At 71.7% G+C, this 16629-nt stretch carries 15 protein-coding genes; 10 read left to right on the forward strand and 5 right to left on the reverse strand.

The genetic code is table 11. The features are described 5' to 3' along the window. Positions 1–178 precede the first annotated feature (178 nt). Both HNR00_RS11845 and HNR00_RS11850 read right to left on the reverse strand, forming a co-directional pair. Complete coding sequence (locus tag HNR00_RS11845; RefSeq protein ID WP_183569448.1) at positions 179–937, reverse strand: endonuclease III domain-containing protein; 759 nt, start codon at positions 935–937, stop codon at positions 179–181. A 41-nt stretch (positions 938–978) separates the two neighbouring features. Beyond that, positions 979–1764 (reverse strand): GyrI-like domain-containing protein, encoded by a 786-nt coding sequence (locus HNR00_RS11850; protein ID WP_183569450.1) that lies wholly within the window; start codon positions 1762–1764, stop codon positions 979–981. Between the two features lie 182 nt (positions 1765–1946). Here HNR00_RS11850 and dapF point away from each other — a divergent pair, with 182 nt between their 5' ends. Both dapF and mtaB read left to right on the forward strand, forming a co-directional pair. Then, a complete protein-coding gene (dapF, locus tag HNR00_RS11855) occupies positions 1947–2837 on the forward strand; it encodes a diaminopimelate epimerase (RefSeq protein ID WP_183569452.1) in 891 nt (296 codons plus the stop codon). After that, positions 2834–4051, forward strand: a complete 1218-nt coding sequence (mtaB, locus tag HNR00_RS11860) for a tRNA (N(6)-L-threonylcarbamoyladenosine(37)-C(2))-methylthiotransferase MtaB (protein WP_183569453.1) — start codon at positions 2834–2836, stop codon at positions 4049–4051. The genes dapF and mtaB overlap by 4 nt, the downstream gene beginning before the upstream one ends. Before the next feature lie 129 nt (positions 4052–4180). Here mtaB and HNR00_RS11865 read toward each other — a convergent pair whose 3' ends face one another. After that, positions 4181–4939 carry an RluA family pseudouridine synthase gene (locus tag HNR00_RS11865; protein ID WP_183569455.1) on the reverse strand — a complete coding sequence of 253 codons (759 nt, stop codon included), beginning with the start codon at positions 4937–4939 and terminating at the stop codon, positions 4181–4183. Between the two features lie 46 nt (positions 4940–4985). Between HNR00_RS11865 and ftsY the strand changes: the two genes are divergently transcribed. Both ftsY and HNR00_RS11875 read left to right on the forward strand, forming a co-directional pair. After that, positions 4986–6401 (forward strand): signal recognition particle-docking protein FtsY, encoded by a 1416-nt coding sequence (gene ftsY / locus HNR00_RS11870; RefSeq protein WP_183569457.1) that lies wholly within the window; start codon positions 4986–4988, stop codon positions 6399–6401. Further along, entirely contained in the window at positions 6398–7024 is a 627-nt protein-coding gene (locus HNR00_RS11875) for a septation protein A (protein WP_183569459.1), read from the forward strand. Before ftsY ends, HNR00_RS11875 begins: the two co-directional genes overlap by 4 nt. An 8-nt stretch (positions 7025–7032) precedes the next feature. On the opposite strand, the gene HNR00_RS11880 is transcribed toward HNR00_RS11875, so the two are convergent. Continuing rightward, positions 7033–7929: a carotenoid 1,2-hydratase family protein gene (locus HNR00_RS11880; RefSeq protein ID WP_183569461.1), complete on the reverse strand. Its 897-nt coding sequence runs from the start codon at positions 7927–7929 to the stop codon at positions 7033–7035. After that, positions 7887–9419 carry a 1-hydroxycarotenoid 3,4-desaturase CrtD gene (crtD, locus tag HNR00_RS11885; protein ID WP_183569463.1) on the reverse strand — a complete coding sequence of 511 codons (1533 nt, stop codon included), beginning with the start codon at positions 9417–9419 and terminating at the stop codon, positions 7887–7889. Before crtD ends, HNR00_RS11880 begins: the two co-directional genes overlap by 43 nt. A 117-nt stretch (positions 9420–9536) precedes the next feature. Here crtD and HNR00_RS11890 point away from each other — a divergent pair, with 117 nt between their 5' ends. From HNR00_RS11890 to bchZ, 6 genes are all read left to right on the forward strand, one after another. After that, entirely contained in the window at positions 9537–10406 is an 870-nt protein-coding gene (locus HNR00_RS11890; RefSeq protein WP_183569465.1) for a polyprenyl synthetase family protein, read from the forward strand. A gap of 9 nt (positions 10407–10415) precedes the next feature. Further along, entirely contained in the window at positions 10416–11570 is a 1155-nt protein-coding gene (locus tag HNR00_RS11895; protein WP_183569467.1) for a methyltransferase, read from the forward strand. Positions 11571–11670: 100 nt separating this feature from the next. Further along, a complete protein-coding gene (gene bchC, locus HNR00_RS11900; RefSeq protein ID WP_183569469.1) occupies positions 11671–12609 on the forward strand; it encodes a chlorophyll synthesis pathway protein BchC in 939 nt (312 codons plus the stop codon). Continuing rightward, a complete protein-coding gene (locus HNR00_RS11905; protein ID WP_183569471.1) occupies positions 12606–13610 on the forward strand; it encodes a chlorophyllide a reductase iron protein subunit X in 1005 nt (334 codons plus the stop codon). Before bchC ends, HNR00_RS11905 begins: the two co-directional genes overlap by 4 nt. Before the next feature lie 3 nt (positions 13611–13613). Beyond that, complete coding sequence (gene bchY / locus HNR00_RS11910) at positions 13614–15143, forward strand: chlorophyllide a reductase subunit Y (protein ID WP_183569473.1); 1530 nt, start codon at positions 13614–13616, stop codon at positions 15141–15143. Next, positions 15143–16609 (forward strand): chlorophyllide a reductase subunit Z, encoded by a 1467-nt coding sequence (gene bchZ / locus HNR00_RS11915; RefSeq protein ID WP_183569475.1) that lies wholly within the window; start codon positions 15143–15145, stop codon positions 16607–16609. Before bchY ends, bchZ begins: the two co-directional genes overlap by 1 nt. Positions 16610–16629 lie beyond the last annotated feature (20 nt).

The following is a 16629-nucleotide window of genomic DNA, read 5'->3' on the forward strand; positions in this document are numbered from 1 at the left end:
AGGCTCGATTGCACGACCGGGCCGGGATGGCCGCGACGTTCCGCGCTCAGCTTCCCGCATCGGGGACCTTCGCGCCAGATGCAAGGCGTCGCAGATCGCGCAGGTCCTTCGTCCTTATCCCGCATGCGGTGCATGAGGGCGTGCGATCCGCCCCATCGCGGCACGAACGGACGGCGCGTCAGGCCATGGTGCGTGCCTGCCCGGTCGGACACAGATCGAGCAACACGCAGGCGCCGCAGGCCGGGCCGTGGTGGAAGCACACCTTCTGCCCGTGCAGCATCAGCACCTCGTGATTGTCGTAGAGCGCCTGGGCCGACCAGTCGGCGGGAAGCTGGGCCCGCAGGATCGGATGGCTCGGGCCGACGTCCACGCTCTTGCCGATCAGCCCGGTGCGCTGCGCCACCCGGTGGTGATGGCTGTCGACGGGAAGCGCCGGCATCCGCAGGGTGCTGAAGGAGAGCACCGCCGCGCTGGTCTTGGGGCCGATGCCGGGGATCGCCTGGAGCCATGCGCGGGCCGCGTCCACGCCGAGGTCGGCCAGGCCATCGAGGTCGAGCGCGCCGTTGCGCTCGCGGACGGCCGCGAGCACCGCCTTGATGCGCGGCGCCTTCAGCTCCGGCCACGTGACGCCGCGGATCGTCGCCTCGATCTCGGCCACGTCGGCGGCCTCGACCGCCGCCCAATCCGGCCAGCGCGCCCGCAAGGCCTTGAAGGCGCGGCCGGACTCGGCGTTGCGGGTGCGGTGGGACAGGAGCGAGGAGATCAGCTCGGAGAGCGGATCGAGGTTGTGGAAATACGGGATCGGGCAGCCGTAGACGCCGCAGAGCCGGCGGTGGACGGCGAGCGCCTTCTCCTTCAGCGCCTCGGTCGGCGCGGGCGGCTCCGCGCGGCGGGCGCGGCGCGGGGCGGGGGTATCGAGTCCGGGCAGCATCGGCATGTGAGCCGAATCCGCGACCGGACTCGCCGGTTCCCGCGACCTTATTTCGCCTGATCTTTGATCGGCTCTTTCGGCAGAGCGTAGATGTTGATATCGAGCTTCTCTTCGGCGCCGCCCTTGAGGTCGCCGACATATTCCTCGACGAAGCGGTCCTGCACGTCGATCTCCTTCACTTCGAGATAGGCCGTCAGGGTCTCGTAGGTGCCGTCGATCTCCTCGTAGGTGCCGGTGTGCTTGTACCGCAGCGCCTTGCCCGAAGGCGTCGCGCCGAAGCGCACGCCATCGACCTCGGCGCCGCCCGCGGGCGCCGCCTCGATCGGGATCATCGCCTCGTACTGGAAGCCGTCCTCCTCGGTCTTGGTGAAGACCGAGAGCGGGCGCCCGGTGGGCTTGAGGCCCGCTTTGGCGAGCGCCGCCTCGATCTTCCGGAACGCGGCCGTCAGACTCGCCACCGCGTCGTCCCACTTGGTCTGCCCCGAGACGATCGCCGCGGGCTTGGCCGGGAGCGTCACCTCGTCGACATCGTTGGCCTCGCTGGGCGCCGGCACCAGGGTCGGCAGCGCGGAGGCGTTCGGCTTGGCCACGGGGGCCGGATCCGCGCCGCCGGGATTGCGCACGGGCGCCTGCTCGGGGGCGGGCATCGCCGTGCCGGGGCCGGATTTCGACGGGTCCGGCGCGGTCGTCAGCGGCAGCGGCTGGGTCTCGGCCGGGGAGGGGGCGTTGGTCGGCGGGGGCGCGCCTTTCGGCGCCTCGCCGGGCGCCTGGGCGAGGGCGGCGAGCGGACCGAGAACCAAGAGGCCGGCGGCAACGAGGGCGAGACGGGTCAAGGCGCGAGGCTCCATCGGTGCCGCGGCGTCGGGCGCGGGCCGTGCCTCAACGTTAGGGCCGAACGCACGGTTTCGCGAGGGTGCAGACCGGCCCCGCGTCGGCTCCCGCGACGCGGGCGCCGGTTTGGGCTATGGGGCGGCCCACGTCAGTTCATCCGCCGCATTCTCCGCAAAGAGGTCGCATGAGCCCTCTCGCAGACCGCCGCTTCCTGAAGATGCACGGCGCGGGCAACGCCATCGTGGTGCTGGACCTGCGCGGCACCGACCTGCGCGTCACCGCGCAGGAGGCCCGCGCCATCAGCGCCGACCCGCGCTCGCGCTTCGACCAGCTGATGGTCGTGCACGATCCCGTGAGCCCCGGCACCGACGCGTTCATGCGCATCTACAACACCGACGGATCGGAATCGGGCGCCTGCGGCAACGGCACCCGCTGCGTCGCCTATGCGCTCCACGACGATCCGGCGATGGCGCGCCCGACCGAGGGCGGGCGGCTGACGCTGGAGACCAAGGCCGGCCTCGTCGCGGTCGCCCGCGTCGGCGAACTCGCCTTCACCGTCGACATGGGCCAGCCGCGGCTCGCCTGGGACGAGATTCCGCTGGCCGAGCCGTTCCCCGACACGCGCCGCATCGAGCTGCAGGTCGGGCCGATCGACGATCCGGTGCTGCACTCGCCCGCCGCCGTCAGCATGGGCAACCCGCACGCGATCTTCTTCGTCGAGCGCGACCCGGACGGCTACGATCTCGGCCGCATCGGGCCGCTGCTGGAGGCGCATCCGATCTTCCCGGAGCGCGCCAACATCTCGATCGCCCAGGTCACGGGCCGCGAGACGATCAAGCTCCGGGTCTGGGAGCGCGGCGCGGGACTGACGCTCGCCTGCGGCACCGCCGCCTGCGCCACGGTGGTGGCGGCCGCGCGCCTGCGCATGATCGGGCGCGCCGCCCGCGTGGCCCTGCCCGGCGGCGAATTGTCGATCGAGTGGCGGGCCGACGACCACGTGCTGATGACCGGCCCGGTCTTCCTCGAAGGGGAGGGCACCTTCGCCCCCGACATCTTTTCCGGGGCGGCCGGATGAGCGTCGAGACACTGACCTTCGGCTGCCGGCTCAACACCGTCGAGTCCGAGGTGATGCGCGCCCGCGCCGAGGCGGGGGCCGCCGACCGCGACCTCGTGCTGGTCAACACCTGCGCGGTCACGACGGAGGCCGGGCGGCAGGCCCGCAAGGCGATCCGGCGGCTCGCCCGCACGCGGCCGGGCGCCGAGATCGTTGTGACGGGTTGCGGCGCCGAGGTCGAGCGCGAGGCCTACGCGGCGATGCCGGAGGTGGCCCGCCTCGTCGGCAACGCGGTGAAGCTTCGGCCCGAAAGCTGGAACGAGCGCGCCGACATCATGGCCGCGCGTAACGCCGAATCGACGGGCATCGACCGGATGGCCGGGCACACCCGCGCCTTCGTCCCCGTGCAGAACGGCTGCGACCACCGCTGCACCTTCTGCATCATCCCGTTCGGCCGCGGGAATTCCCGCTCGGTGCCTATGGCGGATGCGGTGGCGCAGGTCCGCCGCATCGTCGAGCATGGCGGGCGCGAAGTCGTGCTGACCGGCGTCGATCTGACCGCCTACGGCCGCGATTGGGACGCCGACCTCACCCTCGGGCGCCTCGTGCGGGCGATCCTGCGGGAGGTGCCCGATCTCGCGCGGCTGCGCCTGTCCTCGATCGATTCGGTCGAGGCCGATCCCGACCTGATCGCGGCGTTCGCCGAAGAGCCTCGGCTGATGCCGCATGTCCATCTCTCGCTCCAGGCCGGCGACGACCTGATCCTCAAGCGGATGAAGCGCCGCCATTCCCGCGACGACGCGATCCGCTTCTGCGATGACATGCGCCGGCTCCGCCCCGCCATGGTTTTCGGGGCCGATCTCATCGCGGGGTTTCCCACCGAGACCGAGGCGCAATTTTCCCGCTCCCTCGACCTCGTGGCGGAATGCGGGCTGACGCATCTGCACGTCTTCCCCTACTCGCCCCGCCCCGGCACGCCGGCTGCCCGGATGCCGCCGGTGGCGGCGGAGGCCATTCGCAGCCGCGCCGCGCGCCTGCGCGAGGCCGGGGCGGCGGCGTTGGCGCGCCATCTCGATGGGGCGGTCGGGGCGAGCCGGCTCGTGCTGACGGAGCGGGGTGGCATGGGGCGAACGGAGGATTTTTCGGGGGTGCGGTTCGCGAGCGAGGTGCCGGCGGGGGAAATCCGCGAGGCAAACATCACCGGCCACGACGGCCAAGTGCTGATCGCGGCGTAGACGCTGTGTGTCCTTCTTCCCTCTGCGGGAGAAGGTGGCCGCCGAAGGGGGTCGGATGAGGGGAGACCCCGCGTCAGGTTCTGTCGATGAGCCGGAGGGCAGGCGTTTCGTCCTGCACCGTCGCTCCCCTCACCCGCCCGCTCCGCGGGCACCCTCTCCCGCAGAGGGGAGAGGGTTGTTTTCGGCGCCGTCCGCTACCATCCCGCAAGCGGTGAGCCCCTCCCGCATATGCGCCGGCGCCGGCGCCGCGACCACAATCGCCTCCCGCTTCGGATACAACGGCACGCTCAACCCTCGCGCATGAAGCTGCAACACGCCGTCGCGCCCGGCGCTGCCGTAGATCGCGTCCCCGACGATCGGCCAGCCCATCGCCGAACAGTGGACGCGAAGCTGATGCGTGCGCCCCGTCACCGGCCGCAACTCCATCCAGGCGCGGCCCTCCGTCCGGCCGAGCACGCGAAAATGCGTCAGCGAGGGCAGGCCCGCGGGATCGGCCTTCATCCACCAGCTGCGCGGATCGTCGGTGCGGCGGGCGAGCGGCAGCTCGACGCTCCCCTCGTCGGGCGGCACCCCCTCCACCAGCGCCCAGTAGGTTTTTTGGACCTTGCCGTCGGCGAAGAGCCGGTTCAGCCGCGCCAGCGCCTTGGCGTGCCGCCCGAGCACGAGGCAGCCCGAGGTGTCGCGGTCGAGCCGGTGCGCGGCCTCGGGGCGGCGCGGCAGGCCGAAGCGGAGCGCGTCGAGTCGATCGGTCAGCGTCGGCCCGCCCTTCGGCCCCGGATGCACCGGCAGGCCGGCCGGCTTGTCGATGACGAGCATCAGGGCATCGCGGTAGAGGAGGGAAAGCCCTATCTGCGGATCGACGCTGCGGTTCGGTGCCTCGGGGATCATGCCCCTGGGCTAGTGTGCCGGACCTTCGTGAGCAAGGTTTTCGAGGATGAGCGACGACGAGAAGCCCGGCTGGTTCGGGCGCCTGTTCGGGCGGAAGGCGGAGCCCAAGCCGTCCGAGGAGGCGGTACTCCCCGAGCCGACCTCGCCGGCGTCCGAATCCGAGGGCGTGCCGGACTTCGCCACCGGTGCCGACGACGTCGCTCACGTGCCCCCGCCGGTGAGCGAGCCCGCTCCCGACGATCCGGACAAGAACCGCATCCCCGACGAGATCGAGGGCGCCGACCTCCAGCCCGAGCCGCAGCCGCCGGTGGAGGACGTGGCGTTCGAGGAGCCGCCGGAGACCGAGCCCGAGCCGGCCGCCGAGCCTGAGCCGGCCCCCGCGGATAAGCGCGGCTGGTGGTCCCGTGTCGTCGGCGGTGAGGCTCAACCTGCGGAGCTAACGGCCCCGGCGGAAGCCGACATCCAGCCCGCGGACAGCGCCGCCGCGCTCGCGAGCGACGCGGTCCAGGGCGCGGTCGAAGGCACGGAGAAGCGAGGCTGGTGGTCGCGCCTCACCGGCGGCCTCATGCGCACCTCCTCGGCCCTGTCCGACCGGGTGACGGGCCTCTTCACCAAGCGCAAGCTCGACGCCACCACCCTCGAAGACCTCGAGGACGCGCTGATCCAGGCCGATTTCGGCGTCGAAACCGCCACGCGGATGGCCGAGGCCGTCGGCAAGGGCCGCTACGAGAAGGGCATCTCGCCCGACGAGGTGCGGGCGATCCTGGCCGCCGAGATCGAGCGAGCGCTGGACCCGGTGGCGGTGCCGATCACGCTGGACACGGCGAAAAAACCCTACGTGATCCTGACCGTCGGGGTGAACGGCGCCGGCAAGACCACGACGATCGGCAAGCTCGCGCTCAAGTTCAAGGCGGAAGGCCGCAGCGTCATGCTGGCGGCGGGCGACACGTTCCGCGCCGCGGCGATCGAGCAGCTTCGGGTCTGGGGCGATCGCACGGGCGTGCCGGTGATCAGCCGCGAGCAGGGCTCGGACGCCGCGGGCCTCGCCTTCGACGCCTTCAAGGAAGCCCGCGAGACCGGCACCGACGTGCTGCTGATCGACACCGCGGGCCGGCTCCAGAACAAGGCCGGCCTGATGGCCGAACTCGAAAAGATCGTGCGGGTGATCCGCAAGCTCGACGCGGAAGCGCCGCACGCCACCCTTCTGGTGCTCGACGCCACGGTGGGGCAGAACGCGCTGAGTCAGGTCGAGCTGTTCTCGCAGGCGGCCCCCGTGTCGGGCCTCGTGATGACCAAGCTCGACGGCACGGCGCGCGGCGGCATCCTCGTGGCGCTCGCCGCCAAGTTCGGCCTGCCGGTGCACTTCATCGGCGTCGGCGAGGGCGTCGAGGATCTGGAGCCGTTCGCGGCCCGGGACTTCGCCCGCGCCATCACCGGCCTGCCCAGGGAGGAGCGCGCATGATCACCGACCGGACGGGCGCGACCGTGGAGAGCGTGCCCCCGCGCCGCCACCTGCCGCCGCTGCTCAAGCTCGCCCTGGAGATGGGCCCGCTCGTCGTGTTCTTCCTCGGCAACGCCTATGCCGAGCGCTTCGGCGTGCCCCCCGAGAGCAAGCTGTTCGTGGCGACCGGCGTGTTCATCGCCGCCACCGCGCTCTCGCTCGGAATCCACTTCGCCCTGCTGCGGCGCCTGCCGATCATGCCGCTCGTCTCCGGCGTCGTCGTGCTGGTCTTCGGCGGCCTGACGCTGGCGCTTCAGGACAAGACCTTCATCATGATGAAGCCGACCATCGTGAACACGCTGTTCGGCCTCGTCCTGCTCGGTGGCCTCGCCTTCGGCAAGCCGCTGCTCTCGGTCGTGCTCGACAGCATGTTCGCCCTCTCCGACGAGGGCTGGCGCAAGCTGACCTTCCGCTGGGGCCTGTTCTTCCTCGCGCTGGCGGTGCTCAACGAAGTGGTCTGGCGCACCCAGACCGAGGATTTTTGGGTGAACTTCAAGGTGTTCGGCATCATGCCGCTCACCGTCGTCTTCGCGCTGGCGCAGACGCCGCTGTTGTTGAAGCATGAGAGGAAGGAGGGGACCTGAGCGGTCTCTCAGCCGATCCGTCGCGGCATCCGGAACGGCAGCATGAACTGCACCGCCGGGTTCCGGAACCGCCCGAGCGACAGGCTCTCGTGCACCGGCCGCACCGCCTCGCCGTCGAGCGTCGAGGCGAGCAGCGAGCGGGCGTAGAACGGCGTGTCCTCGAAGGTCTCGACCACACTCGCCCGCCCGTCGTCGCTGCGGGTCGGGCGCGGCATCTTCCAGAAGCGCGTCTTCGGTAGGTCGGCCGCGAGCGGCGGGCGGATGTCGCGGCGGCTGCCGTCGGCATCGAAGCGGAGTGTCAGGTTCTGGCTGCTGCCGTCCTTGCGATTCACATCGTAGAGGATCGCCGAGCCGCGTTTCATCGTGGCCCGGCACCACGTCCAATCCGAAAAGGAATCCTCCAGCCGCCCGTCGCCGTCGTTGGTGTCGAGGTAGCCGCTGCCGCGCCACGTCAGGTCGGGGGCGGTGAAGGCGGCCTCGACCTCGCAGGACGGCGCCATCGGCCACCACCGATGCAGGCCGTGGGCATCGAGGGTGAAGGGCTGGGCCGTGATCGCCTTTGGCCGCACCCGCACGGTGCCGCGCAAGGCCCGCGGGATCGGCGCGCCGCGCTCGTCGAGGCGGATCGTCAACACGCTGCCGTCCCAGTCGAGCGAGGACGGACCAATGGCGATGGAGGTGGCGTCGCGCGTCAGCGAGCGAGCGTTGCGCTCGGTCATGGTGAAGCGCTTGTCGGCGCCGTAGAGCACGACGTTGACGGCGCAGTGGTTAAACGGGTCCTGCTTCGCGTTCTGGACGTAGTAGGGCGAAAACACACTGCCGATGAAGGCGATGACGGTCAGCCCATGGCGCCCGTCCTCGCTCAGCGCATCGACGTACCACCAGACATAGCCGCCCCGCGCCACGTCGGCGTCGAAGCGAGGTCCGCGATCAGTGCCGCCGCCGCGAGCCGGCCGGATTGCGCCGCCAGCGGTACGCCCGGCCCCGGATGCACGCTCCCCCCCGCGAGGTAGAGCCCCGGCACCCGCGTCCGCGCCCCCGGCCGCTTGAAGGTCGCCGTCCAGCCGTGCGAGGCCCGGCCGTAGAGCGCTCCCCCCGTCCCCGGAAACAGTTTTCCGAAGTCCTCCGGCGTCGTTGCCTGACCCGAGCCCGCCGGCTCCAGTGTCAGCCCGCAGGCCGCGAGTCTCCTGGTCCAGCTCGTCTCGCATGCGGCGATCTCCTGAGGGGTGAAGCGGCGCTCGCCGTCGGCGGGCGCGTTGACGAGGACGAGCAGGCGCTCAGGGCCGTCCGGGCCGGCGCCCGCATCGTCCCGGTCCTGCGCGCAGACATAGACGGTGGGGTCCGGCGGCAGGCGCCGCCCGCGCAGGATCGCGTCGAACTCGGCGCGGTAATCGGAGGAGAAGAACACGCTGTGATGCGCGAGCGGGAAGCCGCGCGCCCGCGCGTTCAGGCAGAACGTCACCGCCGAGAGCGAGCGTTCGCGCGCCGGCACCCGGTCGCCCTCGCGCGCCGCATCCGGCCCGAGCAGGCCCGCCCCGAGCGCCGCCACGTCGCCGCCCGCGATCACCGCCTCCGACTCGATCCGCTCGCCGTCGGCGAGTTGCACGCCCGCGATGCGGCCCCGCTCGATCAGGATTCTGGCGACATGCGCGCCGGTGCGGATGCGCGCCCCGCGCCGCTCGGCGAGGTCGGCGACCGCGCGGGCGAGCCGGCTCAGGCCGCCCTCGACGGTCCAGACACCGGCCTGCTCGACATGGGCCACGAGCATCAGGGTCGCGGGCGCGGCGAAGGGCGAGGCGCCGCAATAGGTGGCGTAGCGCCCGAACAGCTGGCGCAGCCGCGGGTCCGAAAAGTAGTCGCCGAGCGCCGACCACAGCGTCGCGAAGGGCTGGATGCGCCAGAGGTCGCCGATTCCGGTGAGCCCGACGCGCTTGCCGAGTTCGACCGGGTTCGGCCGGTCCGAGCGGATGAACGGACCTTCCAGCGTGCGATAGACCTCCGCAGCCCGCGCGCAGAAGCGGCGGTAGCCGTCGGCCTCGCGCGGGCCGGCGAAGGCGGACACCGCTGCGGCCGAGGCATCGATGTCGGCGAAGAGGTCGAGCCGCTCGTTCGCCGTCCAGGCGTGGCGCGCCAGCACCGAGGCGGCCCGCAGCCGCACCTCCGATTCGAGCGAGGCGCCCGCTTCGGAAAAAAGCTCCTCGAACACCCAGCGCATGGTGAAGACCGTGGGGCCCGCCTCGATCGCGGCACCGCCCACCGGCAGCGCCCGCATCTTGCCGCCCACAATGTCGGCACGCTCCAGCACCGTCACGTCGAGGCCGCGCGCGGCGAGCGTCAGGGCGGTGGAGAGCCCGCCGATGCCGGCGCCGACGACGATGACGCGCTTCTCCGCCACGAAACCCTCATGAAAGCCCCTGGCCTGCCGCCATCAGCGTTGATCCGCGAAACGGAAAGTGTCAATCTGGAATGACAGACAAAGAGACAACATAACTTGACATAGGGAGAGGTCGCCATGGATGTCGGCAGGCGGATCGAAACGGCCCTCGATGTGGCGGTCTCGCATCTGGAGGCGCCGGGCGCGCCGCCGCAGCTCGCGGAGGCGATCCGCTACGCGGTCTTCCCCGGCGGCCATCGTATCCGGCCCCGCCTGTGCCTCGCGGTGGCGCTCGCCTGCGGCGACGACGACCCGGCCGCCTCCGACGCGGCGGCGGCCTCGATCGAGTTGCTGCACTGCGCGAGCCTCGTCCACGACGATCTGCCCTGCTTCGACGACGCGGCGACCCGCCGGCAGAAGCCCTCGGTCCACGCCGCCTTCGGGGTGCCGCTCGCGGTGCTGACCGGCGACGCGCTGATCGTCGCCGCGTTCGAGACGCTGGCCCGCGGCGCCGCCCGTCGGCCGGAGCGGCTCGCGGCCCTCGTCGGCCTCGTGGCGCGGGCCGCCGGCTCGCCCGCCGGCATCGTCGCCGGGCAGGCCTGGGAATCCGAATCGTACGTGGACCTGAGTGCGTACCAGCAGGCCAAGACCGGCGCGCTGTTCGCCGCCGCCACCGTGGCGGGTGCGGCCGCCGCGGGTGCCGCCCCCCTCCCCTGGCGCCTGCTCGGCGAGTGCCTGGGCGAGGCCTATCAGGTCGCCGACGACCTGCGCGACGTCGCCTGCCGCCAGGAGGAGATCGGCAAGCCGGCCGGCCGCGACGCCACCCTCGGCCGCCCCAACGCCGCGGCCCTGCTCGGTATGGGCGGCGCGCTGGATCGGCTCAAGCGCCTCACCCGCGAGGCGATCGAGGTGATTCCGACCTGTCCGGGCCTGGAGACGATCCGCGCTGAAATCGAGGCGCAGAGCCGGCTGTTCCTGCCCGCCTCGCTCCGCCCCGCCCTGGTCTGAGGGCGGCCGGTGCCGGTCGCGATCACGGAGACCGAGCCGCGGACGGCACCCCGCCGCCGCGGCTGGCGCGAGCGCTGGCTCGCCTTCCGCAACGGCACGGTGGCGAGCACGGCCTTCCAGCGCTGGGCCGCCGGCTTCCCGCTCACCCGCGGCATCGCCCGGCGCAACACCCGGGCCCTGTTCGATCTCTGCGCCGGCTTCGTCTACGCGCAGGTTCTATTCGCCTGCGTACGGCTCGATCTGTTTCGCCTGCTCGAAGCCGGCCCTCTCGCACCGGACGTGATCGCCCGGCGGCTCGACCTGCCGCAGGAGCGCGCCCTGACGCTGCTCAAGGCCGCCGCCGCCCTCGATCTGCTGACCCGCCTGCCCGACGGCCGCTTCGGCCTCGCCGACCTGGGGGCCGCGATGATCGGCAACCCGTCGATCGCCGCGATGGTCGAGCATCACACCATGCTCTACGCCGACCTCGCCGACCCGGTCGCCCTGCTGCGCGAGAGGCCCGAGCGGACCCGCCTCTCGTCCTATTGGCCCTATGCCGAAGATCGCGCGGCGGTCGCCCCCGAATCGGTCGCGGCCTATAGCGGGCTGATGGCCGCCTCCCAGGCGATGATCGCGGGCGACGTGCTCGACGCGCTGCCGCTGTCCGACCGCAGCTGCCTCATGGATGTCGGGGGTGGGGAGGGCGTGTTCCTCGCGCAAGCCGCCCGGCGCCATCCGCATCTGTCGCTGCGCCTGCTCGACCTGCCGCCGGTCGCCGAGCGCGCCCGCGCGCGGTTCGAATCGGCCGGGCTCGGCGGCCGGGTCACCTGCCACGGCGGCAGTTTTCGCGACGACGCCCTGCCCCAGGGCGCCGACGCGGTCTCGCTGGTGCGGGTCGTCCACGACCACGACGACATCGTGATCGAGCCGCTGCTCTCCGCCGTCCACGCCGCGCTCCCGCCCGGCGGCCTCCTGGCCATCGCCGAGCCCATGGCCGGCACGCCGGGCGCCGAGCCCATCGGCGACGCCTATTTCGGCTTCTACCTCATGGCCATGGGCAGCGGGCGCCCGCGCACGGCAGCGGAACTCTCCGCCATGCTGACCCGCGCGGGCTTTGTCGACATCCGCGAGCGCCCCACTCGCCGGCCGCTGCTCGCCAGACTGATCACGGCAAAGCGCGCGTAGAAGTGTAAACTCCGCTTGACGCATCGAAGTGTCAGTCTAGGATGACACTAAGGCTTCACCCACCGGGGGGAGTCGCAACAACAAGGGCGGAGGCAGGGACATGGACGCTTTGGCCGTCGTCCTCGAGCGACCGGAGCACTTGGCGCTCAGCCGCCTCGCGCTGACGCCCGCCACCGGTGGCGATGCCGTCGTCGCCGTCTCGTGGAGCGGCATCAGCACCGGCACCGAGCGCCTGCTGTGGTCCGGCCGGATGCCGACCTTCCCCGGCATGGGCTACCCCCTCGTTCCCGGCTACGAATCCGTCGGCACCGTCATCGAGGCCGGCTCCGATTGCGGGGTCGCGGTCGGGCAGACCGTGTTCGTGCCCGGCGCTCGCTGCTTCGGCGAGGTGCGCGGCCTGTTCGGCGGCGCCGCCTCCCATCTCGTCGTCCCGGCCGCGCGTCTCGTTCCGGTCGATGCCGACCTCGGCGACAAGGCCTGCCTGATCGCGCTCGCCGCCACCGCCTACCACGCCCTGTCCGGCGTCACGCCGGGCTCCGTCAGCCTCATCGTCGGCCACGGCGTGCTCGGGCGGTTGCTCGCCCGGCTGACCGTGCTGGCAGGCGGCCAGCCGGTGGTGTGGGAGCGCGATCCGGTCCGCCGGCTCGGCAGCTTCGGCTATCCGGTGATCGCGCCGGAGGACGACACCACCCGTGACTACGCCACCATCACCGACGTGAGCGGCGGCAGTGGCCTCCTCGACACGCTGATCGGCCGCCTCGCGCCCCAGGGCGAGATCGTGCTCGCGGGCTTCTACGAGGCGCCGCTCTCCTTCGCCTTCCCGCCCGCCTTCCTGCGCGAGGCCCGCATCCGGGTCTCGGCCGAATGGCGACCGGACGACCTCGCCGCGGTGACGGCGCTGGTGCGGGGCGGCGGCCTGTCGCTCGACGGGCTGATCACCCACCGCCTCCCCGCGGCCAGCGCCGAGGAGGCGTACCGCACCGCGTTCACCGACCCGGCCTGCCTCAAGATGATCCTCGATTGGAGGGCCTGCGCATGAACGTCCAGCTCAACAAGGCGTCGCTGAACGCCGCGGAGAAGCTGCGCGAGGAAGCCGCCCGCGAGCCGGATCCGGTCGCCACCGGCCCGGTCAAGAGCGAGACGCAGATCATCGCGATCTACGGCAAGGGCGGCATCGGCAAGTCGTTCACGCTGGCCAACCTCAGCTACATGATGGCCCAGCAGGGCAAGAAGGTGCTGCTGATCGGCTGCGACCCGAAGAGCGACACCACCTCGCTGCTGTTCGGGGGGCGCGCCTGCCCGACCATCATCGAAACCTCGACCCGCAAGAAGCTCGCGGGCGAGGCGGTCGCCATCGGCGACGTCTGCTTCAAGCGGGACGGCGTCTACGCGATGGAGCTCGGCGGCCCCGAGGTCGGCCGCGGCTGCGGCGGGCGCGGCATCATCCACGGCTTCGAGCTGCTGGAGAAGCTCGGCTTCCATGAATGGGGCTTCGACTTCGTCCTGCTCGACTTCCTCGGCGACGTGGTCTGCGGCGGCTTCGGCCTGCCGATCGCCCGCGACATGTGCCAGAAGGTCATCGTCGTCGGCTCGAACGACCTGCAATCGCTCTACGTCGCCAACAACGTCTGCTCGGCGGTCGAATACTTCCGCAAGATGGGCGGCAATGTCGGCGTCGGCGGCCTCGTCATCAACAAGGACGACGGCACCGGCGAGGCACAGGCCTTCGCGGACGCCGCGGGCATCCCGGTGCTGGCCTCGATCCCGGCCAACGAGGACATCCGCCGCAAGAGCGCGAACTACGAGATCATCGGCAAGCCCGACGGGCAGTGGGGTTCGCTCTTCGCGGAGCTGGCGCAGAACGTGGCGGACGCCGCGCCCCACCGCCCGACCCCGCTCAGCCAGGACGGCCTGCTCGGCCTGTTCTCCAGCGAGACGACCGGCCGGGACTACGTGCTGGTGCCCGCCACCATCGAGGACATGTGCGGGGTCTCGACGCTCACCAAGCCGTCCCTCGAAGTCGTCTACGACGAGGTCTGAGGCATGGCCGTCTCCCTCGACATCGGCGCCTTGCGCGCCCGCCGCCCGGCGGAACCGGTCAACGTCGAAGCCACCAAGGGCGACGGCCTCGGCTGCCACGCCGGCAAGGACGCGATGCGGGCCGCCGCCGAGGCGGCCGGCATGTCGGAGACCCTGGAGCAGCTGCGCCAGGATTATCCGGCCGGTCCCCACGACCAGCCGCAGAGCATGTGCCCGGCCTTCGGCTCGCTTCGCGTGGGCTTACGCATGCGCCGCACCGCGACGATCCTCTCGGGGAGCGCCTGCTGCGTCTACGGGCTGACCTTCACCTCGCATTTCTACGGCGCGCGCCGCTCGGTCGGCTACGTCCCGTTCAATTCCGAGACGCTCGTCACCGGCAAGCTGTTCGAGGACATCCGCGAGGCGGTCCACGCCTCCGCCAAGCCCGAAGAGTGCGACGCCGTCGTCGTCATCAATCTCTGCGTCCCGACCGCATCCGGCGTCCCGCTGCGGCTCCTGCCGAAGGAGATCGACGGGGTTCGCATCATCGGCATCGACGTGCCGGGCTTCGGCGTCCCGACGCACGCCGAGGCCAAGGACGTGCTGGCCGGCGCGATGCTCAAGTTCGCCCGCTCCGAGGCCGAGCGGGGTCCGGTTCAGGCGCCCCGCGGCGGCCGATCCGAGCGCCCGAGCGTCGCGCTGCTCGGCGAGATGTTCCCGGCCGATCCGGTGGTGATCGGCGCGCTTCTCGAACCGCTCGGCCTCTCGGCCGGCCCCGTGGTGCCGACGCGCGAATGGCGCGAACTCTACGCGGCGCTCGACGCCACGGCGGTCGCGGCGATCCACCCGTTCTATACGGCCAGCATCCGCGAGTTCGAGGCGGCCGGGCGCCCCATCGTCGGCTCCGCCCCGGTCGGCCACGACGGCACCGCGGACTGGCTCTCGGCCATCGGCAACGCCTGCGACGTGCCGGCGGAAAAGATCGCGGCGGCGCAGAACCGCATCCTGCCCGCGATCCGCGGCGCGCTCTCCGCGATGCCGATCAAGGGCCGCATCACGCTCTCGGGCTACGAGGGTTCGGAGCTTCTGGTCGCCCGCCTCCTGATCGAGAGCGGCGCCGAGGTCCCTTACGTCGGCACCGCCTGCCCGCGCACGCCCTGGTCCGAGCCGGATCGGGTCTGGCTGGAAGAGCGCGGCGTCACGATCCGCTACCGCGCCTCGCTCGAAGACGACCTTTCCGCGTTCCACGATTTCCGGCCGGACCTCGCGATCGGCACCACGCCGGTGGTGCAGCACGCCAAGGAGCGCGGCACGCCGGCCCTCTACTTCACCAACCTGATCTCGGCCCGCCCCCTGATGGGCGCCGCGGGTGCCGGCTCGCTCGCCCGCGTGATCAACGCGGCGCTCGCCAACAAGCCGCGCTTCGACGCGATGCGCGACTTCTTCGAGGGCGTCGGCACCGGCCACGCCGCCGGCATCTGGCAGGAGATTCCGACCCGGAAGGCCTCGCCGAAGGTCGCCGCCCCCGTGAAACCTGTCGGGGAGATGGCCTGATGCTCGTCCTCGATCACGACCGCGCCGGCGGCTACTGGGGCGCCGTCTACGTCTTCACCGCCATCAAGGGTCTGCAGGTCGTCATCGACGGTCCCGTCGGCTGCGAGAACCTGCCGGTCACCTCGGTGCTGCACTACACCGACGCGCTGCCGCCCCACGAACTGCCGATCGTCGTCACCGGCTTGGCGGAAGAGGAACTCGGCCGCCACGGCACCGAGGGCGCGATGAAGCGGGCGCATGCCACGCTCGATCCGGGCCAGCCCAGCGTCGTCGTCACAGGCTCCATCGCCGAGATGATCGGCGGCGGCGTCACCCCCGAGGGCACTGGCCTCCAGCGCTTCCTGCCGCGCACCATCGACGAGGACCAGTGGCAGGCCGCCGACCGGGCGATGTCCTGGCTCTGGCAGGAATACGGCGCCAAGCGCTTCGCCAAGAAGGGCATTCCGGCCCGCCCGGAGCGGAAGGCCGGCGAGCGCCCCCGCGTCAACATCATCGGCCCGGCCTACGGCACCTTCAACATGGCGTCCGACCTCGCCGAGATCCGGCGCCTGGTCGAGGGGATCGGCGCCGAGGTGAACCTGACCTTCCCGCTCGGCTCGCATCTCGCCGACGTGCCGAAACTCGTCAACGCGGACGCCAACATCTGCCTCTACCGCGAGTTCGGGCGCCTGCTCTGCGAGAGCCTGGAGCGGCCCTACCTCCAGGCGCCGATCGGCGTCCTCTCGACCACAAAGTTCCTGCGCTCGCTCGGCGAGATCTTGGGTGTCGACCCGGAGCCGTTCATCGAGCGCGAGCGCCACACCACGATCAAGCCGGTCTGGGACCTGTGGCGCTCGGTGACGCAGGACTTCTTCGGGACCGCGAGCTTCGGCATCGTGGCCACGGACACCTACGCCCGCGGCGTGCGCCACTTCCTCGAAGACGAGATGGGCCTGCCCTGCCACTTCGCCTTCAGCCGCACCGCCGGCCAGAAGCCGGACAACGCCGCGGTGCGCGAGGCGATCAAGGCGAACCCGCCGCTCGTCCTGTTCGGCTCCTTCAACGAGCGGATGTACCTCGCGGAAAGCGGCGGGCGGGCGGCCTACGTGCCGGCTTCCTTCCCCGGCGCGATCATCCGGCGGCACACCGGCACGCCGTTCATGGGCTATTCCGGGGCGACCTATCTCGTCCAGGAAGTCTGCAACGCCCTGTTCGACATGCTCTTCCACATCCTGCCGCTCGCCCGCGACATGGATGCGGTCGAGGCGACACCGGCCCGCCCGCATCGCGAGCTTCCGTGGCACGAGGCCGCGCGGGAAAGACTCGACGCCCTGGTCGAGGCGCAACCGGTGCTGGTGCGGATTTCGGCGGCCAAGCGCCTGCGCGACGCCGCCGAGCGCGCCGCCCGCCGCGCCGCGGCGAACGAAGTCGCCCCCGCTCATGTCGAGCGGGCGCAGGCCGACCTCACCGTGGGGGCCGCCGCATGAGCGCCGCCGCCACCTCCCCC

The sequence above is a fragment of the Methylorubrum rhodinum genome (genome assembly GCF_014199935.1).
Classification (GTDB): Bacteria; Pseudomonadota; Alphaproteobacteria; order Rhizobiales; family Beijerinckiaceae; genus Methylobacterium; species Methylobacterium rhodinum.